The sequence below is a fragment of the Micromonospora sp. B006 genome (assembly GCF_003408515.1).
GTDB lineage: Bacteria > Actinomycetota > Actinomycetes > Mycobacteriales > Micromonosporaceae > Micromonospora > Micromonospora echinospora_A.
Genome location: NZ_CP030865.1, coordinates 5,029,699 through 5,047,510 on the forward strand (window position 1 = coordinate 5,029,699; position 17,812 = coordinate 5,047,510).

General features: G+C 72.3%; 16 protein-coding genes, 3 tRNA genes and 1 pseudogene. 3 read left to right on the plus strand and 17 right to left on the minus strand.

Features of this window, described 5'->3' with window-relative positions:
* Positions 1-66: 66 nt before the first annotated feature.
* From rpmG to MicB006_RS22650, 8 genes are all read right to left on the minus strand, one after another.
* The gene (rpmG, locus tag MicB006_RS22620) at positions 67-234 is read right to left on the minus strand and encodes a 50S ribosomal protein L33 (RefSeq protein ID WP_013288652.1); all 168 of its coding nucleotides are present in this window, start codon (positions 232-234) and stop codon (positions 67-69) included.
* A 130-nt stretch (positions 235-364) separates the two neighbouring features.
* Positions 365-437: transfer RNA gene (locus MicB006_RS22625), tRNA-Met, on the minus strand.
* 25 nt (positions 438-462) lie between these two features.
* Positions 463-535 (minus strand) — tRNA-Thr (locus MicB006_RS22630).
* A 95-nt stretch (positions 536-630) separates the two neighbouring features.
* Positions 631-3,159, minus strand: coding sequence for a bifunctional diguanylate cyclase/phosphodiesterase (locus MicB006_RS22635; RefSeq protein ID WP_116508722.1), 2,529 nt, complete (start codon positions 3,157-3,159; stop codon positions 631-633).
* 728 nt (positions 3,160-3,887) lie between these two features.
* Positions 3,888-4,373 carry a hypothetical protein gene (locus MicB006_RS22640; protein ID WP_152037865.1) on the minus strand — a complete coding sequence of 162 codons (486 nt, stop codon included), beginning with the start codon at positions 4,371-4,373 and terminating at the stop codon, positions 3,888-3,890.
* A gap of 45 nt (positions 4,374-4,418) precedes the next feature.
* Positions 4,419-4,628: a hypothetical protein gene (locus MicB006_RS22645; RefSeq protein WP_152037866.1), complete on the minus strand. Its 210-nt coding sequence runs from the start codon at positions 4,626-4,628 to the stop codon at positions 4,419-4,421.
* A gap of 46 nt (positions 4,629-4,674) precedes the next feature.
* Positions 4,675-4,833 carry a hypothetical protein gene (locus tag MicB006_RS32075; RefSeq protein ID WP_192900363.1) on the minus strand — a complete coding sequence of 53 codons (159 nt, stop codon included), beginning with the start codon at positions 4,831-4,833 and terminating at the stop codon, positions 4,675-4,677.
* 367 nt (positions 4,834-5,200) lie between these two features.
* Positions 5,201-5,284: transfer RNA gene (locus tag MicB006_RS22650), tRNA-Tyr, on the minus strand.
* 147 nt (positions 5,285-5,431) lie between these two features.
* Between MicB006_RS22650 and MicB006_RS22655 the strand changes: the two genes are divergently transcribed.
* Both MicB006_RS22655 and MicB006_RS22660 read left to right on the plus strand, forming a co-directional pair.
* Positions 5,432-5,926: a YajQ family cyclic di-GMP-binding protein gene (locus MicB006_RS22655; protein ID WP_116508727.1), complete on the plus strand. Its 495-nt coding sequence runs from the start codon at positions 5,432-5,434 to the stop codon at positions 5,924-5,926.
* Positions 5,927-6,017: 91 nt separating this feature from the next.
* Positions 6,018-7,292, plus strand: a pseudogene (locus tag MicB006_RS22660) (MFS transporter); the annotation flags it as partial.
* Between the two features lie 38 nt (positions 7,293-7,330).
* On the opposite strand, the gene MicB006_RS22665 reads toward MicB006_RS22660, so the two are convergent.
* From MicB006_RS22665 to MicB006_RS22705, 9 genes are all read right to left on the minus strand, one after another.
* Positions 7,331-8,590 carry an MFS transporter gene (locus MicB006_RS22665; RefSeq protein ID WP_116508729.1) on the minus strand — a complete coding sequence of 420 codons (1,260 nt, stop codon included), beginning with the start codon at positions 8,588-8,590 and terminating at the stop codon, positions 7,331-7,333.
* A 138-nt stretch (positions 8,591-8,728) separates the two neighbouring features.
* On the minus strand, positions 8,729-9,607 hold the full coding sequence (gene htpX, locus MicB006_RS22670; RefSeq protein ID WP_116508731.1) for a zinc metalloprotease HtpX: 879 nt from the start codon (positions 9,605-9,607) through the stop codon (positions 8,729-8,731).
* Positions 9,608-9,756: 149 nt separating this feature from the next.
* On the minus strand, positions 9,757-11,223 hold the full coding sequence (locus MicB006_RS22675) for an NADH-quinone oxidoreductase subunit N (protein ID WP_116508733.1): 1,467 nt from the start codon (positions 11,221-11,223) through the stop codon (positions 9,757-9,759).
* On the minus strand, positions 11,220-12,725 hold the full coding sequence (locus MicB006_RS22680) for a NuoM family protein (protein WP_116508735.1): 1,506 nt from the start codon (positions 12,723-12,725) through the stop codon (positions 11,220-11,222). The genes MicB006_RS22675 and MicB006_RS22680 overlap by 4 nt, the downstream gene beginning before the upstream one ends.
* Positions 12,722-14,647: an NADH-quinone oxidoreductase subunit L gene (locus tag MicB006_RS22685; protein WP_116508737.1), complete on the minus strand. Its 1,926-nt coding sequence runs from the start codon at positions 14,645-14,647 to the stop codon at positions 12,722-12,724. The genes MicB006_RS22680 and MicB006_RS22685 overlap by 4 nt, the downstream gene beginning before the upstream one ends.
* Positions 14,644-15,012, minus strand: coding sequence for an NADH-quinone oxidoreductase subunit NuoK (nuoK, locus tag MicB006_RS22690; protein WP_116508739.1), 369 nt, complete (start codon positions 15,010-15,012; stop codon positions 14,644-14,646). Before nuoK ends, MicB006_RS22685 begins: the two co-directional genes overlap by 4 nt.
* Positions 15,009-15,551: an NADH-quinone oxidoreductase subunit J gene (locus tag MicB006_RS22695; protein WP_116508741.1), complete on the minus strand. Its 543-nt coding sequence runs from the start codon at positions 15,549-15,551 to the stop codon at positions 15,009-15,011. Before MicB006_RS22695 ends, nuoK begins: the two co-directional genes overlap by 4 nt.
* Positions 15,548-16,138, minus strand: coding sequence for an NADH-quinone oxidoreductase subunit I (locus MicB006_RS22700; protein ID WP_116508743.1), 591 nt, complete (start codon positions 16,136-16,138; stop codon positions 15,548-15,550). Before MicB006_RS22700 ends, MicB006_RS22695 begins: the two co-directional genes overlap by 4 nt.
* Before the next feature lie 73 nt (positions 16,139-16,211).
* Positions 16,212-16,634, minus strand: a complete 423-nt coding sequence (locus tag MicB006_RS22705) for an ester cyclase (RefSeq protein WP_116508745.1) — start codon at positions 16,632-16,634, stop codon at positions 16,212-16,214.
* Positions 16,635-16,728: 94 nt separating this feature from the next.
* Between MicB006_RS22705 and MicB006_RS22710 the strand changes: the two genes are divergently transcribed.
* Positions 16,729-17,775, plus strand: coding sequence for a glutathione S-transferase family protein (locus tag MicB006_RS22710; RefSeq protein WP_370013362.1), 1,047 nt, complete (start codon positions 16,729-16,731; stop codon positions 17,773-17,775).
* Positions 17,776-17,812 lie beyond the last annotated feature (37 nt).

Consider the following 17,812-nt stretch of genomic DNA (forward strand, 5'->3'; position numbering starts at 1 on the left):
GGAGGCCACCCGTCAGGTGGATCGGCGTTCGAGAAAGCTGGTGCGGACCGGCAGCGCCGGTCGCGGTCAGCGGGTCTCGCGGTGGACGGTGTGCTTGCCGTCCCGGGGGCAGAACTTCTTCAGCTCGATGCGGTCCGGGTCGTTACGGCGGTTCTTGCGCGTGATGTAGTTGCGCTCCTTGCACTCCACACACGCCAAAGTGATCTTCGGCCGAACATCGGTCGCCTTCGCCACGGCGGAGTGCCTTCCTCGCTCAGGAACAACTACGGCGTGCCAGCCTACGCGCTGACGACGCGGACATGCAAAGTGGGCGCCCTGTGGCGCCCGTCCCACCGACCACCGGGGTATGCCCGGAGGACGAGAGTAGCGGTGGCCGGACTTGAACCGGCGACACAGCGATTATGAGCCGCTTGCTCTACCATCTGAGCTACACCGCCGTGGCGGGTCCAGCCGGACCCTCTGAGCCCCCTTACGGAATCGAACCGTAGACCTTCTCCTTACCATGGAGACGCTCTGCCGACTGAGCTAAGGGGGCCTGCCCGATCACCCCGGGGGTGTCGCGCAGGGGAAACAGTACACGACCGCGTCGCCGAGGTGAAATCGGATCCCCCACGCAGGTGTCGCCCCTGCTCAGGGCACCACTCGCAGCCGCGGCAGCTCCCCCGCGACCACCGTCTCCGGGTCGACCTGGGCGCCGAACCACGCCTCCAGCCGCTCGTACGGCAGAGGGCGGCTGAACAGGAAGCCCTGGCCGATCTCGCAGCCGATGTCCTGCAGGAGTTCCAGCATCAGCTCGCTCTCCACGCCCTCGGCCACCACCGCCAGGCCGAACTGCTGGGAGAGCGTCACCACCGCGTTCACGATCGCCAGATCACCCGGATCGGTCGCCATGCCCTGCACGAACGACCGGTCCACCTTGACCTCGTGCACCGGCAGCCGGCGCAGCTGGGCCAGGGACGAGTTGCCGGTGCCGAAGTCGTCCACCGAGAGGCGGACACCGAGGTCACGGAGGCTGCGCAGGGTCGAGATGGGACGTTCGGCGCCGTCCAGCACACCGGCCTCGGTGACCTCCAGGGTCAGCCGCTGCGGCGGCACGTCGTACTCGGCCAGCAGATCGCGTACCAGCGCCGGGAAGTGCTGGTCGGTGAGCGTACGCGCGGCGAGGTTGACCGCGACGGAGAGCGGCTGCTCGCCGTGGCTCCAGTCGCGGCTGCGCCGCAGGCTCTCCCGGAGCACGAACTCGGTGAGCCGGCCGAGCTGGCCGGTGTGCTCGGCCACCGCCACGAAGTCGTCCGGCGCGACAGTGCCGTGCGCCGGGTGCTCCCACCGGGCCAGGCACTCCACGCCCACCAGGCGGCGGTCCCGCAGCGTGACCTTGGGCTGGAAGTAGACCTCCAGCGCACCCTCGTCCAGCGCCCGCTGCAGGTCGCCGGCGAGCCCGAGCCGGCGCAGCGACCGCGACTCCAGCGCCGGACTGTAGAGCTGCAAGCTGCCCGGCACCGACTTGGCGGCGCTGGCCGCCAGGTCGACGCGCTGCAACAGTGCCACCGCGTCGCTGCCGTGGTCAGGGTGGACCGCCACGCCGACCACCGTGTCCACGTCCACGGTGAGCGCGTCGAAGACCATCTCGTCGCGGATCTGCTCCCGGAGCTGGGCCGCCAGCTCCAAGGCCGCCTCGGTGCTCTCCAACCGGAGCGTCACCAGGAACTCGTCACCACCGGCCCGGCCGACCAGCGCCGAGGACGGCGCGCAGGCGCGCAGGCGCTCGGCCACCTCGACGAGCACCTTGTCCCCGGCGGCGTGGCCGAGCGACTCGTTGACCTGGCGGAGCCGATCGACGTCGAAGAGGAGCAACGCGACCACCTCGCCCGGCGCGCCGATCTTCACCGCCTCGGCCACCGCGGCGGTCAGCCGCCGCCGGTTGGGCAGCTTGGTGAGCGTGTCGTGGTCGGCGTCGTGCCGCAGCCGGTCGACCAGGCGCGAGTTCTCCAGGGCGACAGCGGCGTGCGCCGCCACCGTCTCCAGGACCGCGACGTCGCGCGAGGTGAAGTGCGAGGGGTCGACCAGCCGGTTGGTCACCTCGAGCGTCCCGATCACCACCCGGCCCGAGCGCAACGGGACGATGATCGTGTCCTTGACGCCCTGCTCGGCCAGGCTCGCCCGGAACTCCGGATCGCTGCACACGCCACGGCCGACAGTGACCGGGCGGGCCTTCAGCATCGCCCGCTGGCGCAGCTCGACGCCGGTCGGGGCGGTGTCCAGCAGGCCAGGGTCGTCCACCCGCGCGGTGAGCAGGGTCTCCGGGTGCCGGCCCTGGGCGGGCAGCCACAACGTCGCGTACTCCGCCTGCATCAGCCCGCGGACACGACCCAGCAGCGCGTCCGCGAGGGTGCCGTCCTGGCCGCTGGCCGAGATCGCCCGGCTCAGCTCGTACATGCCGCTGAGCGTGCGGTGCTGCTGGAAGAACTCGGTGTACGACCGGTAGACCGCCACCAGCCCCGCGGCCAGCGCGGCCAGCGGCACCAGGGACCACCAGGACTGCTCCAGCAGCATCAGCACGATCAGGCCGGCCGACACGTTGATGCCGTTGGTCAGCACGCCCGAACGCAGCGCGCGGAACGTCTCCCGGCCGGCGTGCCACCCGATGAGCAGCGTCTGGACCGCGGCGATCGAGGTGAGGCTCACCAGGATCACCATCGCCACCGCGAGGCAGAGGCCCAGCCAGGTGGCGGGGCCCACGCCTTCGGTCGGCGGCAGGGTGGTCAGCACCAGGGCGCCGACCGACGTGCCCGCGGCGGCACGCGCGACGTTGAACCAGAGCTTCGGCGCCGACAACCGGTGACGCAGGTGCGTCACGAGCGAGGACAGCGTGTAGATCAGGACGACGGTGAGCGGCGGCAGGAAGTAGAAGGCGAGCACCAACGGCAGCTCGGTGAGAGTCATCCCGAGCGACTGCCTCCGGATGACCACCCCGACGACCGGCCCGCTGGCGACGATCATCAGCGCCAGGAGCAGCACAGCCGGAAGCCACCCGCCGATGGGTGGCTTCGCGATCAGTCCGGTGACTGTCGAACAAGCCACCGCCACCAGGGCGAGCGGTGCGGTGATTATCCAGGCGTCCTCGGAGGGTCTACGCCTCGGGTTGTCTCGCCCGCTCATCCCACTCCCTGTCCGGTGGGTACCACTCCCTGCCCGGCGGGCAGGGCCCACCAGCTTCCGTGGACGTCAGCCCGGGTCGGCGTTCAGACCCAGACGTAGTCGAGGAGCCGGAGGTCACCCAGACCGGACTTCGCACTGATTACCGAAACGCCCAAGGCGGCGGAGACGAGGAGGAGCGAGCCAAACAGCCGGCCCAGCCTACGACCAGACATGATTGCTCCTGTCGGGAGAGTTACAACCATCGTGAAGGTTCCACGATCGTGCCACACCCCGCTCACGCGCAAAAGCTGCGCAAGCCCTTGTGCAGGGCCAGTGGCAGGGAAATCATCCGTTCGACAGGCGCGGCTCACCCTCCGGCCCAGCATACCGTCACGATCAGCCCCGCAGCCGCTACGGAAGGCGCGCACAACGACTTCGCGCGTAAACCACGCTTAGCGCCTGATTCACCCGTCAGCCAGTCGACACCCGGCCACGGCCACAGTAGATAGCGTCGGCGCTCCCCTCGGCCGTCCCCGGACAGCCTCTACCATCATCGATGGCTGAGGCAAGGTTTCACGCCAGGAGAACCGAGTGAATCATCAGCCGGTCGGGTATCCGCGCCGGAACCCGGCCCGATCGCGGCGGCGTTCGCCTTCGACGCCTCGAAGACCTCTCGTCGACCAGCCGCCCACCATGGTCAGACACCCCGGCTGTCGCGCGACTGTGGCCACGGGTGGGCACGGTGCTGGCTATTGGGCCGACGGCGGCGACATGTCCGCTGGGCAGTCCTTGACGTGGTGCGAGTACTGGGCGCCGTTACGGTCAGACCAGGACACCTCGAAGCGGATGCAGGTGGTCACCGTGGCACCCTTGGAGAACACGCTGTCAGACGACGTACGGGTAAGCGCAACGTCCACCCAGCCGACCACCGGACCCGACTTGGCCATGCCGGACCTGCTCCAGGAGTCCAACACCTGTTCGTTTGGCCGTGTCAGATGCCCGCGCAAGTAGCGCACGGATCCGTCGCCCAGTTCAGTGCGACTGATTGCGGCGACCTCGGCGTCGCGGGTATAAACCTCCGCGTCCCGCAGCGCCATGTCCTTGGCTTCCTGTCGACCTTGCTCGGTTGAGTCAGCGCAGCCAGCGAGGGCAAGTGCGACGGCAGCCAGCGCTAGACCTCGGCGACAGAGTCGGACGGCCGTTCTGGTCAGCGCCTTGCCATGCTCGGTGCTCAACGGCTCATCCTCCACAGCTTCCCGGTCAACCGAGTACATCCCCGATCAGTCGTCCTTCGGCATCGGCCACACGTCCCGGGAGTCGTTGAAGGCCCCTCCCGGCGACGGCTCGATCGTCAGAGACTTCAAAGCACGCGGCAAGGAGGTGAACCCACGCCTCACCAACCGCGAGAGCGATACCACCAGGTACACCAGGGCGAAACCCGCAACCGAGCCCAGCGCGACCAGCAGCACGAGGCCGAGCATTCCTGTCATCACTCGCACATCCTGCCCAGTCGAGCGCGCGGACGGGTGCCGTGGATCATCCGAGGGCGTCGCTGATCTTGTCGTTCATGGTGTCGTCGCCGCCGTCGATGCAGTTGGCGTAGACGCGGAGCAGGACGGCGACGCCGTGGCCCGGGCGCCGGGCGGCCTCGGTTGGCGGGACGCCGGCATTCAGCCCAGAGCGAGGCGGCCGCATGACGCTAATCCGGCCGGCGGCACGATCACGGCCAGGCAGTACGGAAGCAGAATCGGTCGGCCTCGTCGACGATCAGGGCTTCCGGCTGCCGCGCCAGTCCAACCCCGGGCTGGCTTGCCCCCGATCTCTCTCCCACAGCTGGCGACGCCTCACCGCGGACCCCTCAGCCGATCGCTACACGCACGGCCTTCGCCAGACTGGATCCAGGCCACCAACCCCAGCGGTCGCAGGCCCGGAAAAGCCCTCCGCGGGTCAAGATCGACCTGCCCCCGACCAGTTGTCAACGGCTGGACTCAGCCGGACAGGCCGGACAAACGACAACGGCCCCCGATCAGCATCTCTGCTGTTCAGGGGCCGCATCTGCACCTGGTGGCGGGTAGAGGATTCGAACCTCTGAAGCTTTCGCGACGGATTTACAGTCCGCTCCCATTGGCCGCTCGGGCAACCCGCCAGGGCACACCACCGCGTCGCAACGCGGCGGCGGAAGCAAGGATAGCGGTTGCCCCCTGCCCTGCCGCAACCGGGTACCGTCAGGAGGTCCCACGCTGGTCAGCGCGGGACGGACCAGGACAGACCGCCGGACAGCAGGAGCATGAGCATGGCAGCGAACCCGTCGTTCGACATCGTGAGCAAGGTCGACCGGCAGGAGGTCGACAACGCCCTCCGGCAGTCGGAGAAGGAGCTCTCGACGCGGTTCGACTTCCGCGGCACCGGCGCGGAGATCACCTGGTCGGGCGAGGAGGCGATCAGCATCCAGGCGGAGACCGAGGAGCGGGTGCGGGCCGCGCTCGAGGTCTTCAAGGAGAAGCTCATCAAGCGGAACATCTCGCTGAAGTCGCTCGACGCCGGCGAGCCCCGCCCGTCGGGCAAGATCTTCAAGATCGACGCCAAGGTGGTGCAGGGCATCGACTCGGACAAGGCCAAGGCGATCAGCAAGAAGATCCGCGACGAGGGCCCGAAGGGTGTGCAGGCGCAGATCCAGGGTGACCAGCTCCGCGTCACGGGCAAGAAGAAGGACGACCTCCAGGCCGTCATCACGCTGCTCAAGGGCGAGGACTTCGGGCTGGCCCTCCAGTTCACCAACTACCGGTAGTACCGGGCCGCCGGCCGCCGCGCGGCGGCCGGCCTTCTGCCCTCAGGTAACTTCGTTGTTCCGGAGGGCGGGCGTGGGGTCGGGTGTAGCCATGACCCCCGTGCTGCTCCTCCCCTACCGGCCGGTGCTCGGCCATCCCGTGCTGCGCCGGCTGCTGCCAGGTCTCGCGACTTCCGCGCTCGGTGACGGGCTGGCCCTGGTCGCGGTGACGTGGTTGGCACTGCAACTCGCCCCGGAGGGGCAGCGCGGCACCTGGACCGCGTTCGCGGTGGCGGCGTACACGCTGCCGGGGGCGGCCGGTGCGGTGCTGCTCGGTCGCTGGCTGGGCGGGCGGAGCGGGGCTCAGCTCGCCGGCTGGGACGCCACGGTACGGGCGGCAGCGCTGGGCGCGATCCCGGCCGCACACCTCGCCGGGGTGCTGGACGCCGGTCTGTACGTCGCTCTGCTCGCGGTCTCCTCGCTGCTGCACCCGTGGGGGTCGGCCGGTCGCTTCACGCTCGTGGCGGAGCTGCTGCCGCAGCGGCACCACCTGGCCGCGAACGCGCTGCTCGGAGTGTTCGGTCAGGCGGCGACGATCGTGGGTCCGCCGCTGGCCGGTCTACTCATCGCCGGGGTGGGCCCGGTGTGGGTGATCGCGATCGACGCCGTCAGCTTCGCCGTGCTGGCCGTCAGCTACCGCCTCGTCGCCCCGACCACCCGCCACGCGAGCACAGAGCGCCACGCAAGCAACGCGGGCGCAGGCAACCACGCGAGCAACGCGGGCACGGGCGGCCGCGCAGACCGGCCAGCATCCGGGTTCCGGATCATCGCGCGAGACCGGTCGCTGCTCGGGCTGCTGTCGCTGTCCTTCGCGTTCTTCTTCCTCTTCGGCCCGTTCTATGTGGCCATGCCGGTGCACGTCACCGACGACCTGCACGCCTCCGCCGCGACGCTCGCTGCCTACTACACCGCGTTCGGCGTCGGCTCGCTGCTCGGCGGGCTGCTCACCGGGCACCTGCGAGGGTGGCCGCCGCGGACCACGCTCGCCGGCATCGTGGCGTTGTTCGGCACCGCGCTGCTGCCGCTCGGCCTGGGCGCACCGGTGGTGCTGTCACTGCCCGCGTTCGCGCTCGCCGGGCTGGTCTGGGCCCCCTACCAGCCGACCGCGACGGCGTTGTTCCAGCGTCGGGCCGGCGCCGCCGACCTGCCTCGCGTACTGGCGGCGAACGGGGCTCTCCTGGTGCTGTCGGTGCCGCTGGGCACCATGCTCGGCGGTCCGGCGACCGCGTTGCTCGGGGCGCGACCCACTCTGCTGACGTGCGCGGTGGCGATCCTCGTGCTGGGCCTGCTCGTGGCCGGGCGCCCCGGTCGGGGAGGCGCCGGGCGGGGACCGGGCCGCCGGCCGGCGCACCCGGACGCCACCGGTCAGGCGGCCAGTGACTGCTCGGTGCGTACCGCTGTGGCTTCCGCCCGGGCGATCGGGCCGGCGGGCAGCGCGGCGACCGCGGCCCCGACGGCGACCGCCACCCCGGCGAAGATGAACGCCCAGGACACGCCGCCGGCGTGGTCGATGATCAGTCCGGCGATCGAGCCGCCGGCGGCGCTCGCCGCGACCGACATGGTGACGACCCAGGTGTACGCCTCGTTCAGCATGCCGGCCGGGGTGATCCGCCCGACCAGTGTGTTCTCCAGGGTGAGCGCGGGGGCGATGGCGGCGCCGCCGAGCACCAGCGCGACGCCGAGCGCGGCCGGGCCGGGCATCACCGCGAAGACGGCGAAGCTGGCCGCCACGGCGCCGAGCAGCCAGGCGAACTGGCGGGTCATGTTGGCGGCGGGCTTGCGTACGCCGAACCAGAAACCACCGATGGCGCTGCCGATGCCCCAGACGGCGAGCAGCACGCCGGCGAGGCTCTCCGGGTCGTCGGCGCCGGAGTTCCCGGCGAAGGCCGGGACGATGACGCCGGAGGCGCCGAACGCGATGCCGAGGCTGGCGACGCAGAGCAGCAGCGCGGGGAAGCCGCCGATCCGCAGCGGGCCGAGGCCCCGGGCGTGATGCTCGCGCGAGTGCGGGCGCCAGCCCCGCATGACCTGGCCGAACGCGACGGCGCCGGTGCCGACCAGGGTGACCACTGCGGCGCCGACGAGCGCGGCGGAGGCGTCGGCGAACAGCACGAAGCCGGCCACCAGCAGCGGGCCGATCACGAAGACGACCTCGAAGAGGGTGGTCTCGGCGGCGAGCGCGGTGTTGCGCAGGTGGGCCCGGCCGGTGGCGGGGGCGGTGAGGTCGTTCCAGGCGCCCCGGATCGCGGCGGTGAGCGGCGGGTACGTGGCGCCGGCCAGGCCCGCCCCCAGGTAGATCAGCGCGAGGTTGCCGGTGTCGGAGCGGGTGGCGACGAGCAGCCCGATCAGGGCGAGCGGGTGGGCGAGCGCGGTGGCCAGCAGCACGGGGGCGGGGCCGACCCGGTCGGCGATCCGGCCGGCGACCGGGCTGAGCGCGGCGCCGGAGAGCGCGTAGATGCCGCCGGCGACGGCGGCGAGGGAGTACCGGCCGGTGACCTGCTCGACGACGAGCAGCAGCGCCAGCGGGGTCATGCCGATCCCGAGCCGGCCGATGATGCCGAGGACCAGCAGCATCGGCGCGCCGGGGATCCGCCAGACGCCCTGGTACTGGCGCAGTGCGGCCACGGTCGACCTCCAGCGGAGTAATGAGTGGGAGACGTTTCGACCCTAACGGCGCGGCCTTATCGGGGGAAACGCATTGTGCCCGGACACACCACCGCGCCCGCGTCGTGGGACGCGGGCGCGGTGGGGAGTACTTGCGGGTCAGCGCTGGAACTGCACCGGCCCGGAGTTGCGGGCCATCTGCTCCAGGCGGGCCACCCGCTGCTCCATCGGCGGGTGGGTGGCGAACATCGCGGCGATGCCGCCGCCCCGCTTGAACGGGTTGTCGATCATCAGGTGCGCGGTGCTGGCGAGCTGGCCCTGCGGCGCCAGCGGGCGCGCCTGCGTACCCATGTGGATCTTGCGGAGGGCGCTGGCCAGGGCCAGCGGGTCGCGGCTCAGTTCGGCGCCGGACTGGTCGGCCTGGTACTCCCGGCTCCGGCTGATCGCGAGCTGGAGCACCGTGGCGGCGATCGGGCCGAGGATCAGCGTGAGCAGCAGCACGGCCGGGTTCGGGCCGTCCTCGTCGTCGGACGAGCCCAACGGGATGAACCAGGCGAGATTCGCCAGCATCGTGATGATGCCGGCCAGGCCGGCCGCCACGCTGGAGATGAGGATGTCCCGGTTGTAGACGTGCGACAGCTCGTGGCCGATCACGCCACGCAGCTCCCGGTAGTCCAGGACCTCCACGATGCCCTGGGTGACGCAGACCGCCGCGTTCTCCGGGTTGCGGCCGGTGGCGAACGCGTTGGGCTGCGAGGTCGGGCTCACGTAGAGGCGGGGCATCGGCTTGCCGGCGAGCGTGGAGAGCTCCCGGACCATCTGGTACAGCTCGGGGAACTGTGCCTCGGTGACCGGTTGCGCCTTCATCGAGCGCAGTGCGAGCTTGTCGGAGAAGAAGTAGGTGACGCCGTTCATCAGCAACGAGATGACGACGGCGATGACGAGACCGCCGCTACCGCCGAACCAGTAGCCGATCGCGAGGATCAGCGAGGTCAACAGGCCGAGCAGCGCTGCGGTCTTGAGACGGTTGTGATGCACGATCTCTCCTTCGGTGCACGGGCTCTTGCGGGAGGCCCGCTGACCGGTTCAACACACCGGTACCCGTCAACCATCCGGCTCATGGCTGAAAGTTGGCTGGATGTTGCTGTGCACACGCTGAAGCGGTCGCCCACCAGGGCACGAACCGGTCAGCGCGCCGCCACGTCCAGCACCAGCTGCGGTGCGAAACCGATCACTACCGCCGCCACGGTGGCCAGGCCGAGCGCCAGCGCCACGGTCCGCGCGGGGCGGACCGCCGCCGCGCCCGCAGGCGTCGCGTAGAGCGAGGCGGTGAGCCGCAGGTAGTACGCCAGGCCGATCACCGCGTTCAGCGCCACCACCAGCGCCAGCCAACCCGCGTGCCCGGCCAGCAGCGCGCGTACCACTGTCACCTTGGCGAACAGCCCGGCCAGGCCCGGGGGCAGGCCGGCCAGCCCGATCAGCGCCAGCGCGAACGCGCCGCCCACCCACGGGTGCCGCCGCGCCGCTCCGCGCAGGTCGGCCAGCGTGCCGCCGTCGCCGTCCGCCGGGCGCAACGCCACCACAGCGGCGAACGCCGCCAGCTCCAGCAGCACGAAGAAGATCGCGTACGCGACTGCTGCCGCGTACGTTGCCGCCCGCGCGTCGCCGGTGCGCCCAGCGGCCAGCGCCAGCGCGCCCAGCGGGGCCAGGATGTACCCCGCCTGGGCCACCGACGACCAGGCCAGCAACCGCACGGTACGCCGCTGGCGCAGCGCCACCAGGTTGCCGACGGTCATGGTCAGCACCGCCAGCGCCGCCAGCACCGGGCCGGTCATGTCGCCCGGCAGCGCGCGCTGCACCACCGCCAGCAGCGCCACCACGCCACCGAGCTTCGAGGCGGTCGACAGGTACGCGGCCACCGGCAGCGGCGCGCCGTCGTACGTGGCGGGGGCCCACGCGTGGAACGGCACCGCGGCGACCTTGAACGCCAGCCCGGCCACCACGAGCGCCACCGCGACGCCGGTCAGCGGCAGGTCGGTCAGGTCGTCGCGAGCGGCCAGTGTGGCGCCGAGCCGGTCCAGGTGCAGCGTGCCGGCGACCGCGTAGAGCAGCGCCGCGCCGAGCAGCGTCACAGTGGTGGCGACCACGCTCACCACGAAGAACGTCACCGCCGCCTCGGCGCCGGCGAGGCTGCCCCGGCGCAGGCCGACCAGCACGTACAGCGGGAGCGTCAGCGTCTCCAGCGCCACGATCAGCGTGATCAGGTCACCTGCCGCGCCGAGCACCACGCCACCGGTCATCGCGCAGGCGAGCAGGAAGCAGTACTCGCCGACCGGGGTGCGCCCGGCGCGCAGCAGCGGGCCGGACAGCGCCAGCACACCGAGCGTGAGCAGGGCGATCACGGCCCCGACCAGTGCGGCCCGGCCGTTCCACACCCACGAGCAGTCGTCGCCGACGCAGAACGTGCGCCGCTCACCGGCCGCCCCGACCAGTGCCGCGCCGGCCGCGGTGCCGGCCGCGCCGAGCGCCGCCACGGCGACCGTGACGGCGGGCCGGGCCACCAGCAGGTCGAACAGCAGCACCAGCACGGCCGTGCCGGCGGCCAGGTACGCGGGCAGCATCGCCAGGTTGTCGACAGGCTGCACCAGGCTCATGGGACGACCCCCAGCAGCGCCTCCACCGGGCCGGAGGCGTAGGACAGGACCAGCGCCGGGGCCAGGCCGACCGCGAGCGCGAGCAGCACCAGCGGCGCCCACGCGGTCAGTTCCGCGCCGGCCACGCCGGGTGCGAGACCGGCCACCGCCGGGCTGGGCCGCCCGTGCGAAACCCGGCGCAGCAGCCGCAGGAAGTACGCGGCGGTGAGCGCCCCGCCCAGCGCGGCCAGCACGGCGAGCGTCAGCCAGAGTGGGCCGCCCCGCTGCACGGCGGCCACCACGGCGAACGCCTCACCCCAGAACCCGGCCAGGCCGGGCAGCCCCAGCGAGGCGACGGCCGCGAAGCCGAGCAGCCCGGCCAGCCGGGGCGCGGTCTCCCGCAGCCCGGACAACTCGGCCAGCGAGCCGGTGTGCGCGCGGTCCTTGACGGCGCCGGCCAGGAAGAACAGCAGGGCGGTGATGACGCCGTGGGCGATGTTGCCGATCAGCGCGGCCTGGAGCCCGGTGGCGGTGAGCGTGGCGATCCCGAGCAGCACGAAGCCCATGTGCCCGACGCTGGAGTACGCGATGAGCCGCTTCAGGTCGTCCTGCGCCAGGCAGACCAGGCCACCGATCAGAATCGCGGCGACGGCGAGCACGCCGAGCACCGGCGCGGCCCAGCGGGCGCCCTCCGGGGCCACCCCCACGGCGACCCGGATCATGCCGTACGTGCCCATCTTGAGCAGCACCCCGGCGAGGATCACGCTGCCGACGGTTGGTGCCTGGGTGTGCGCGTCGGGCAGCCACGAGTGCAGCGGCCAGAGCGGGCTCTTGACCGCGAACGCCAGCGCGAGCAGCGTGAACGCGGCGAGCTGCGTGCCCCGGGACAGCCCGGCGCCGCCGGTGAGCGCGACCAGGTCGGCGGTGCCCGCGGCGGCCACCACCACGTAGACGCCGACCAGCAGCAGCACCGAGCCGAACAGCGTGTAGAGCGCGAACTTGCGGGCCGCCCGGCGACGGTCCGCGCCGCCCCAGCCGGCGATCACCGCGTACATCGGCAGCAGGACGACCTCGAAGAACAGGAAGAACAACACCAGGTCGAGCGCGAGGAACGTGCCGAGGATGCCGACCTCGACCACCAGCAGCAACGCCACCAGCGCGCGCCCGCTGCCGCCGCCGGGCGGCACCCGCCACAGCGTGTACGCGCAGCACAGCAGCGTGAGCAGCGCGGTCAGCACCACCAGCGGCCAGGAGATGCCGTCCACCCCGAGGTGGAAGCGCAGGTCGAGCCCGGGCACCCACTGCAGGTCGACCTGGTGCCAGGGCTGCACCGCCGGACGCGGCCCGTACCCGAACCAGCCGTGGTCGCCGCCGACGAGCGGCAGCGTCGCCAGCAGCGTCAACGCGGCGGCGGCGGTGCCGACCACCCGCCCGGCCCGGTCGCCCGGCACCACCGCTGTGGCCAGTGCGCCGAGCGCCGGGAGCGCTACGACGGCGACCAGCAGGACCTGCCCGAACGTCATGAGGTCACTCCGATCAGGGCGACCGCGAGGCCGATCAGCAGCGCGCCTGCCAGCACCCCGGCCGCCGCGCGCGGCAGCGCCGCCCGGTGCAGCGCGGCCAGCCCGCCGCCCACCTCGACCGCCGCCCGGCCGCCGCCCTCGACCAGCCCGTCCACGCCCAGCTCGTCACCGGTACGCACGACCCGCGCGAGCGCGCCGGCCGGGCGTACGACCAGGGTGTGCTGCACGTCGTCGAGCCGGAACGCCCGGACAAAGACCGGCCGCAGCGGACCCAGGAAGCGGGCCGGGTCGGCGGCCGGGTCGCGGCGCCAGCCCGCCCAGGCGACGCCCGCGCCGACGAGCAGCAGCAGGAACGGCAGGATCAGGTTCGGCGCCAGGTGCACCAGCTCGACCGCCTCGCCGGTGTCGTCGCCCGGCACGCGCAGGCGGTCGGCGAACCAGGGCGCGAACGCGGCCAGGCCGAGCAGCGCGGCCGGGACCGTGAGCAGCAGCACCGGCCAGCGCAGCAGGCCCGGCGGGTCGTGCGGCCGCAGCAGCGGCGTGCGGGTCGCGCCGAGGAACGTGCGCAGCAGCAGCCGGGTCGCGTACCAGGCGGTCACCGCAACGCCGACCAGCCCCGCCAGCCAGACCAGCCAGCCCACCCAGGCCGCTGTCGGCCCCGCGCCGTCGAGCGCGGCCGCCTCCGCGGCTGCGAGCACGCCGTCCTTGCTCCAGAAACCGGAGAGCGGGGGTACGCCGGCGAGCGCGCCCAGGCCGACCACCATGCACCAGAACGTCACCGGCATGCCGGTACGCAGGCCGCCCATCCGGGACATCAGCGTGGTGCCGACGGCGTGGATCACCGCACCGGCGGCGAGGAACAGCAGCGCCTTGAACGCGGCGTGGGTGAGCAGGTGGAACAGCGCGGCGGCAGGTGCGCCCACAGCCAGCGCGCCGGTCATGTAGCCGATCTGGGAGACCGTGGACCAGGCGAGCACGCGCTTGATGTCGTCCTGGGCGGTGGCGGCGAACGCGCCGAGCAGCATCGTGATCGCGGCCATCACGCCCAGCACGGCGAGCGCGGCCGGGGCTCGCTCGAACAGCGGGAACAGCCGGGCCACCGCGTACACGCCGGCCGCCACCATGGTGGCCGCGTGGATCAGCGCGGAGACCGGCGTGGGACCGGCCATCGCGTCCGGCAGCCAGGTGTGCAGCGGGAACTGGGCGCTCTTGCCGGCCACCCCGGCGAGCAGCAGCAGGCAGGCGGCGGTGAGCGTGCCGGCGCCGTAGTCGTGGGCCAGCACGTCGGCGATCCGGAAGCTGCCCGCGCCCACGCCGAGCAGCGCGATGCCGAGCAGGAACCCGACGTCACCCACGCGGGTGACCAGGAACGCCTTCACCGCCGCGCCGGGCGCCTCGGGCAGCCGCCGGTCGTGGGCGATGAGCAGGTACGAGCAGATGCCCATCACCTCCCAGCCGACCAGCAGCATGATCAGGTCACCGGACACCACCACAGTGAGCATGGCGGCGGTGAAGAGGCTGAGCTGAGCCGCGTACGGCGGGTAGCGGTGGTCGACGTCCACGTCGTCGTGCGGGCCCCGGCGCAGGTAGCCGATCGAGTAGACCTGCACGGCCAGCGCCACAGCGGCAACCGCCGTCGCGACGAGCACCGCCACGCCGTCCAGCCGCAGGCCCAGCGTGACCCGCAGCCCGCCCAGGTCGACCCAGGTGGTGGACGCCTCGACCGGGGCGTCCACACGGACCAGCAGCGCCAGCGCGGCCAGCAGCGACACGGCTGCCCCGGCCACGCCCAGCGCGACCGCCAGCCGCCGGGCCGAGGCCCGGTCCCGGTGCGGAGCGGGCGGCAGCAGCAGGCCGAGCAGCCCGGCGACGAGCGGCGCGGCCGGCAGCACCGCCGCGAGCCACAGCGTCGCCGTGCTCACCGGACCGCTCCTTCCGCATCCGGCCGCCCGGACGTCGGGGCCGCCGCGACCATGGGCGCCGGCTCGGCCAGCGGCACGTCGTCGACTGTGACGCTGGCACGCAGCCGGTAGAGCTGGAGCACGATGGCCAGTCCGACACCGATCTCGGCGGCGGCGAGCACGATCACGAACAGCGCGAACACCTGGCCGGAGTGCGGCAGCGCGGCCTTGACAGTGGTGTCGGCGGTGACCAGCACCAGGTTCACCGCGTTCAGCATCAACTCCACCGCCATCAGCACCAGGACGGCGTTGCGGCGGCGCAGCACGCCGTACACACCGAGGCCGAACAGCAGCGCGGCGGTGACGTACGGGATGACCGGCCTCACGGGCGGCCGCCCTCGTCGGCGGGCTGCGCGGCGTCGGCGGATCGGCTGCCGATGTCGGGGCGGGAGAGCACGATCGCGCCGACCAGCGCGGCCAGCAGCAGCACCGACAGCACCTCGAACGGCAGCACCCAGGAGCGGAACACCTGCTCGCCGATGCGCTCGGCGGTGCCCGCGGCGGGCAGGTCCACCCGGGACCAGCGGAACGCGTCGATGAGCAGCACCGCCAGGCCGAGTCCGCTGCCGCCGCCGACCAGCGCGGCGGCCCAACCGGGCCGGTCCAGGTCGTCCGACGGGCCGATCGGGGCGCGGGTCAGCATCACCGCGAACAACAGCAGCACCACCACCGCGCCGACGTAGATGAGCACCTGCACCCAGGCCACCAGCTCGGCGGTCAGCACCAGGTAGTCACCGGCCAGCGCGCCCAGGCAGACCACCAGCCACAACCCGGCCCGGACCAGGTGCCGGGTGGCGACCACCAGCGCACCGGCGCCCACCGCCACCGCGCCCAGCGCCAGCAGCAGCACGTCCGCACCGGTCATGAGGCAGCGCCTCCGCCCGGATCGGTGGCGGCGTCGGGGCGTACCCGGGAAGGAGCCGGACGGGCCGACGGACCCGCCGCCTTCCGGGCGGCGGTGGTCTCCTCCTTGGAGGGGTCGCCGAGCGGGTCGTGGGCCGGCGGCGGCGGGACGGTGGCCATCCACTCGCCCAGGTGGTCCTTGTCGTGCAGCAGGTCCTTGATGTCGTACTCGGCGTACTCGAACTCCGGCGACCAGTAGAGCGCGTCGAACGGGCAGACCTCGACGCAGATGCCGCAGTACATGCAGAGCGAGAAGTCGATGTCGAACTTGTCGAGCACGTTGCGCTGGCGGGGACGGGCGGCGCCGGGCACCGCCACCTCCTCCTTGTGCGAGTCGATGTAGATGCACCAGTCCGGGCACTCGCGGGCGCAGAGCATGCAGACGGTGCAGTTCTCCTCCAGCAGCGCGATCACGCCACGGGAGCGGGGCGGCAGCTCGGGCGCCACATCCGGGTACTGCTGGGTGGTCGAGCGGCGGGTCATCGTCTTCAACGTGACCGCCAGGCCCTTGACCAGACCCCCGCCGGGCACTCCACCGTGCTCGCTCATGCCGCCCATCCTGCCCTGTGGCCCGGGCTCGCGCGACCACCACCCGGCGCTTTGGCCCGGGCGTGCGGCCGGATCACGCCTCGCCGGGCGTGAGTGGGGGCAGCATCTCCACGCCGAGCTGCTGGAGCACCTGGAACAGCTCGTTGACGCTCCACACGTCCACGATCCGCCCGCCGTCGTCGAAGCGCAGGAACGTCGCGCCCGAGTAGCTGACCACCCGGCCGGTCGGCGGCACCGGACCGAACTGGCCCGCCTGGGTGCCGGCGGCCCGCCACCGCACCGCCACCCGCGTACCGGTCGCCACCACGTCGACGATCTTGTAACGCAGGTCGGGGAACGACGCCCGCCGGTCCCGGTGCCAGGCCAGCATCGCCGCCGGGCCGGTGCCGCCCAGGCCCGGGCACTCCGCCGCCACCAGCTCGTACGCGCTCTCCTCGCGCCCGGCGTTCCACACGTCGGCGACGAAACGCCGGGCCGCCGTCTCCACATCGGTCACGGCGGGCAGCCTATGCCTCTTTGTGACGCGCTCGACCTGCCGGGAGCCGCCGGAGCGACCATGATGGGAGCGAAAAGCGAACTCGGAGGTGGGCGTGGGCGGCAGCGACGACGAGGTCCTGGACCGAACCGGCGGCAAGTACGTGGAACCGGGTGGCGAGTTCACCCGTGACCAGCGCTACATCGCCACCCGGATCACCGCCGACGGGCGGGACGGCTGGCCGGTGGAGCCGGGCCGGTACCGGCTGGCGGTCAGCCGGGCCTGCCCCTGGGCGAACCGGCTGATCATCGTCCGGCGCCTGCTCGGGCTGGAGGACGCCATCTCGATGGCAGTGGCCGGGCCCACCCACGACAAGCGCAGCTGGACGTTCGACCTGGACCCGGACGGCAAGGACCCGGTACTCGGCATCGAGCGGCTCGCCGACGCCTACTTCGCCCGCTTCCCCGGCTACGAGCGCGGCATCACCGTCCCGGCGCTCGTCGACGTGCCCACCGGGCAGGTCGTGACGAACGACTACGCCCAGATGAGCCTCGACCTCACGACCGAGTGGACGGAACACCAGCGGCCCGGCGCGCCGGACCTCTACCCGGAGCCGCTGCGCGCCGAGATCGACGAGGTGAACGCTGTCGTCTTCGCCGACGTCAACAACGGCGTCTACCGGTGCGGCTTCGCCGGCAGCCAGGAGGCGTACGACAAGGCGTACCACCGGCTCTTCGACCGGCTGGACTGGCTGAGCGACCGGTTGGCCGGGCAGCGGTACCTGGTCGGCGACACGATCACCGAGGCGGACGTACGGCTGTTCACCACGCTCGTCCGCTTCGACCCGGTCTACCACGGGCACTTCAAGTGCAACAGGCAGAAGCTCAGCGAGATGCCGGTGCTGTGGGCGTACGCGCGGGACCTGTTCACCACGCCCGGGTTCGGCGACACCATCGACTTCGACCACATCAAGCGGCACTACTACGAGGTCCACCTGGACATCAACCCGACGGGGATCGTGCCGCTCGGCCCCGACCTAGGCAACTGGCTCACCCCGCACGGCCGGGAGGAGTTGGGCGGCCGCCCCTTCGGCGACGGCACCCCACCCCCGCCCCCACCCGAGTCCGAGCGCGTAGACCCGGCCCACACCCCCTTGCGCTGACCCCCTCCCTCCCCGCCGCGCCACCCCGCCCCGCCCC

What these genes read in the sequence shown, in the direction of transcription:
- MicB006_RS22700 (WP_116508743.1), bottom strand. Translation starts at nt 16,138, where the DNA reads ATGAGCGAGCACGGTGGAGTGCCCGGCGGGGGTCTGGTCAAGGGCCTG.
- MicB006_RS22680 (WP_116508735.1), bottom strand. Translation starts at nt 12,725, where the DNA reads ATGACGTTCGGGCAGGTCCTGCTGGTCGCCGTCGTAGCGCTCCCGGCG.
- MicB006_RS22695 (WP_116508741.1), bottom strand. Translation starts at nt 15,551, where the DNA reads ATGACCGGTGCGGACGTGCTGCTGCTGGCGCTGGGCGCGGTGGCGGTG.
- MicB006_RS32075 (WP_192900363.1), bottom strand. Translation starts at nt 4,833, where the DNA reads ATGCGGCCGCCTCGCTCTGGGCTGAATGCCGGCGTCCCGCCAACCGAG.
- MicB006_RS22655 (WP_116508727.1), top strand. Translation starts at nt 5,432, where the DNA reads ATGGCAGCGAACCCGTCGTTCGACATCGTGAGCAAGGTCGACCGGCAG.
- MicB006_RS22635 (WP_116508722.1), bottom strand. Translation starts at nt 3,159, where the DNA reads ATGAGCGGGCGAGACAACCCGAGGCGTAGACCCTCCGAGGACGCCTGG.
- MicB006_RS22675 (WP_116508733.1), bottom strand. Translation starts at nt 11,223, where the DNA reads ATGAGCCTGGTGCAGCCTGTCGACAACCTGGCGATGCTGCCCGCGTAC.
- MicB006_RS22645 (WP_152037866.1), bottom strand. Translation starts at nt 4,628, where the DNA reads ATGACAGGAATGCTCGGCCTCGTGCTGCTGGTCGCGCTGGGCTCGGTT.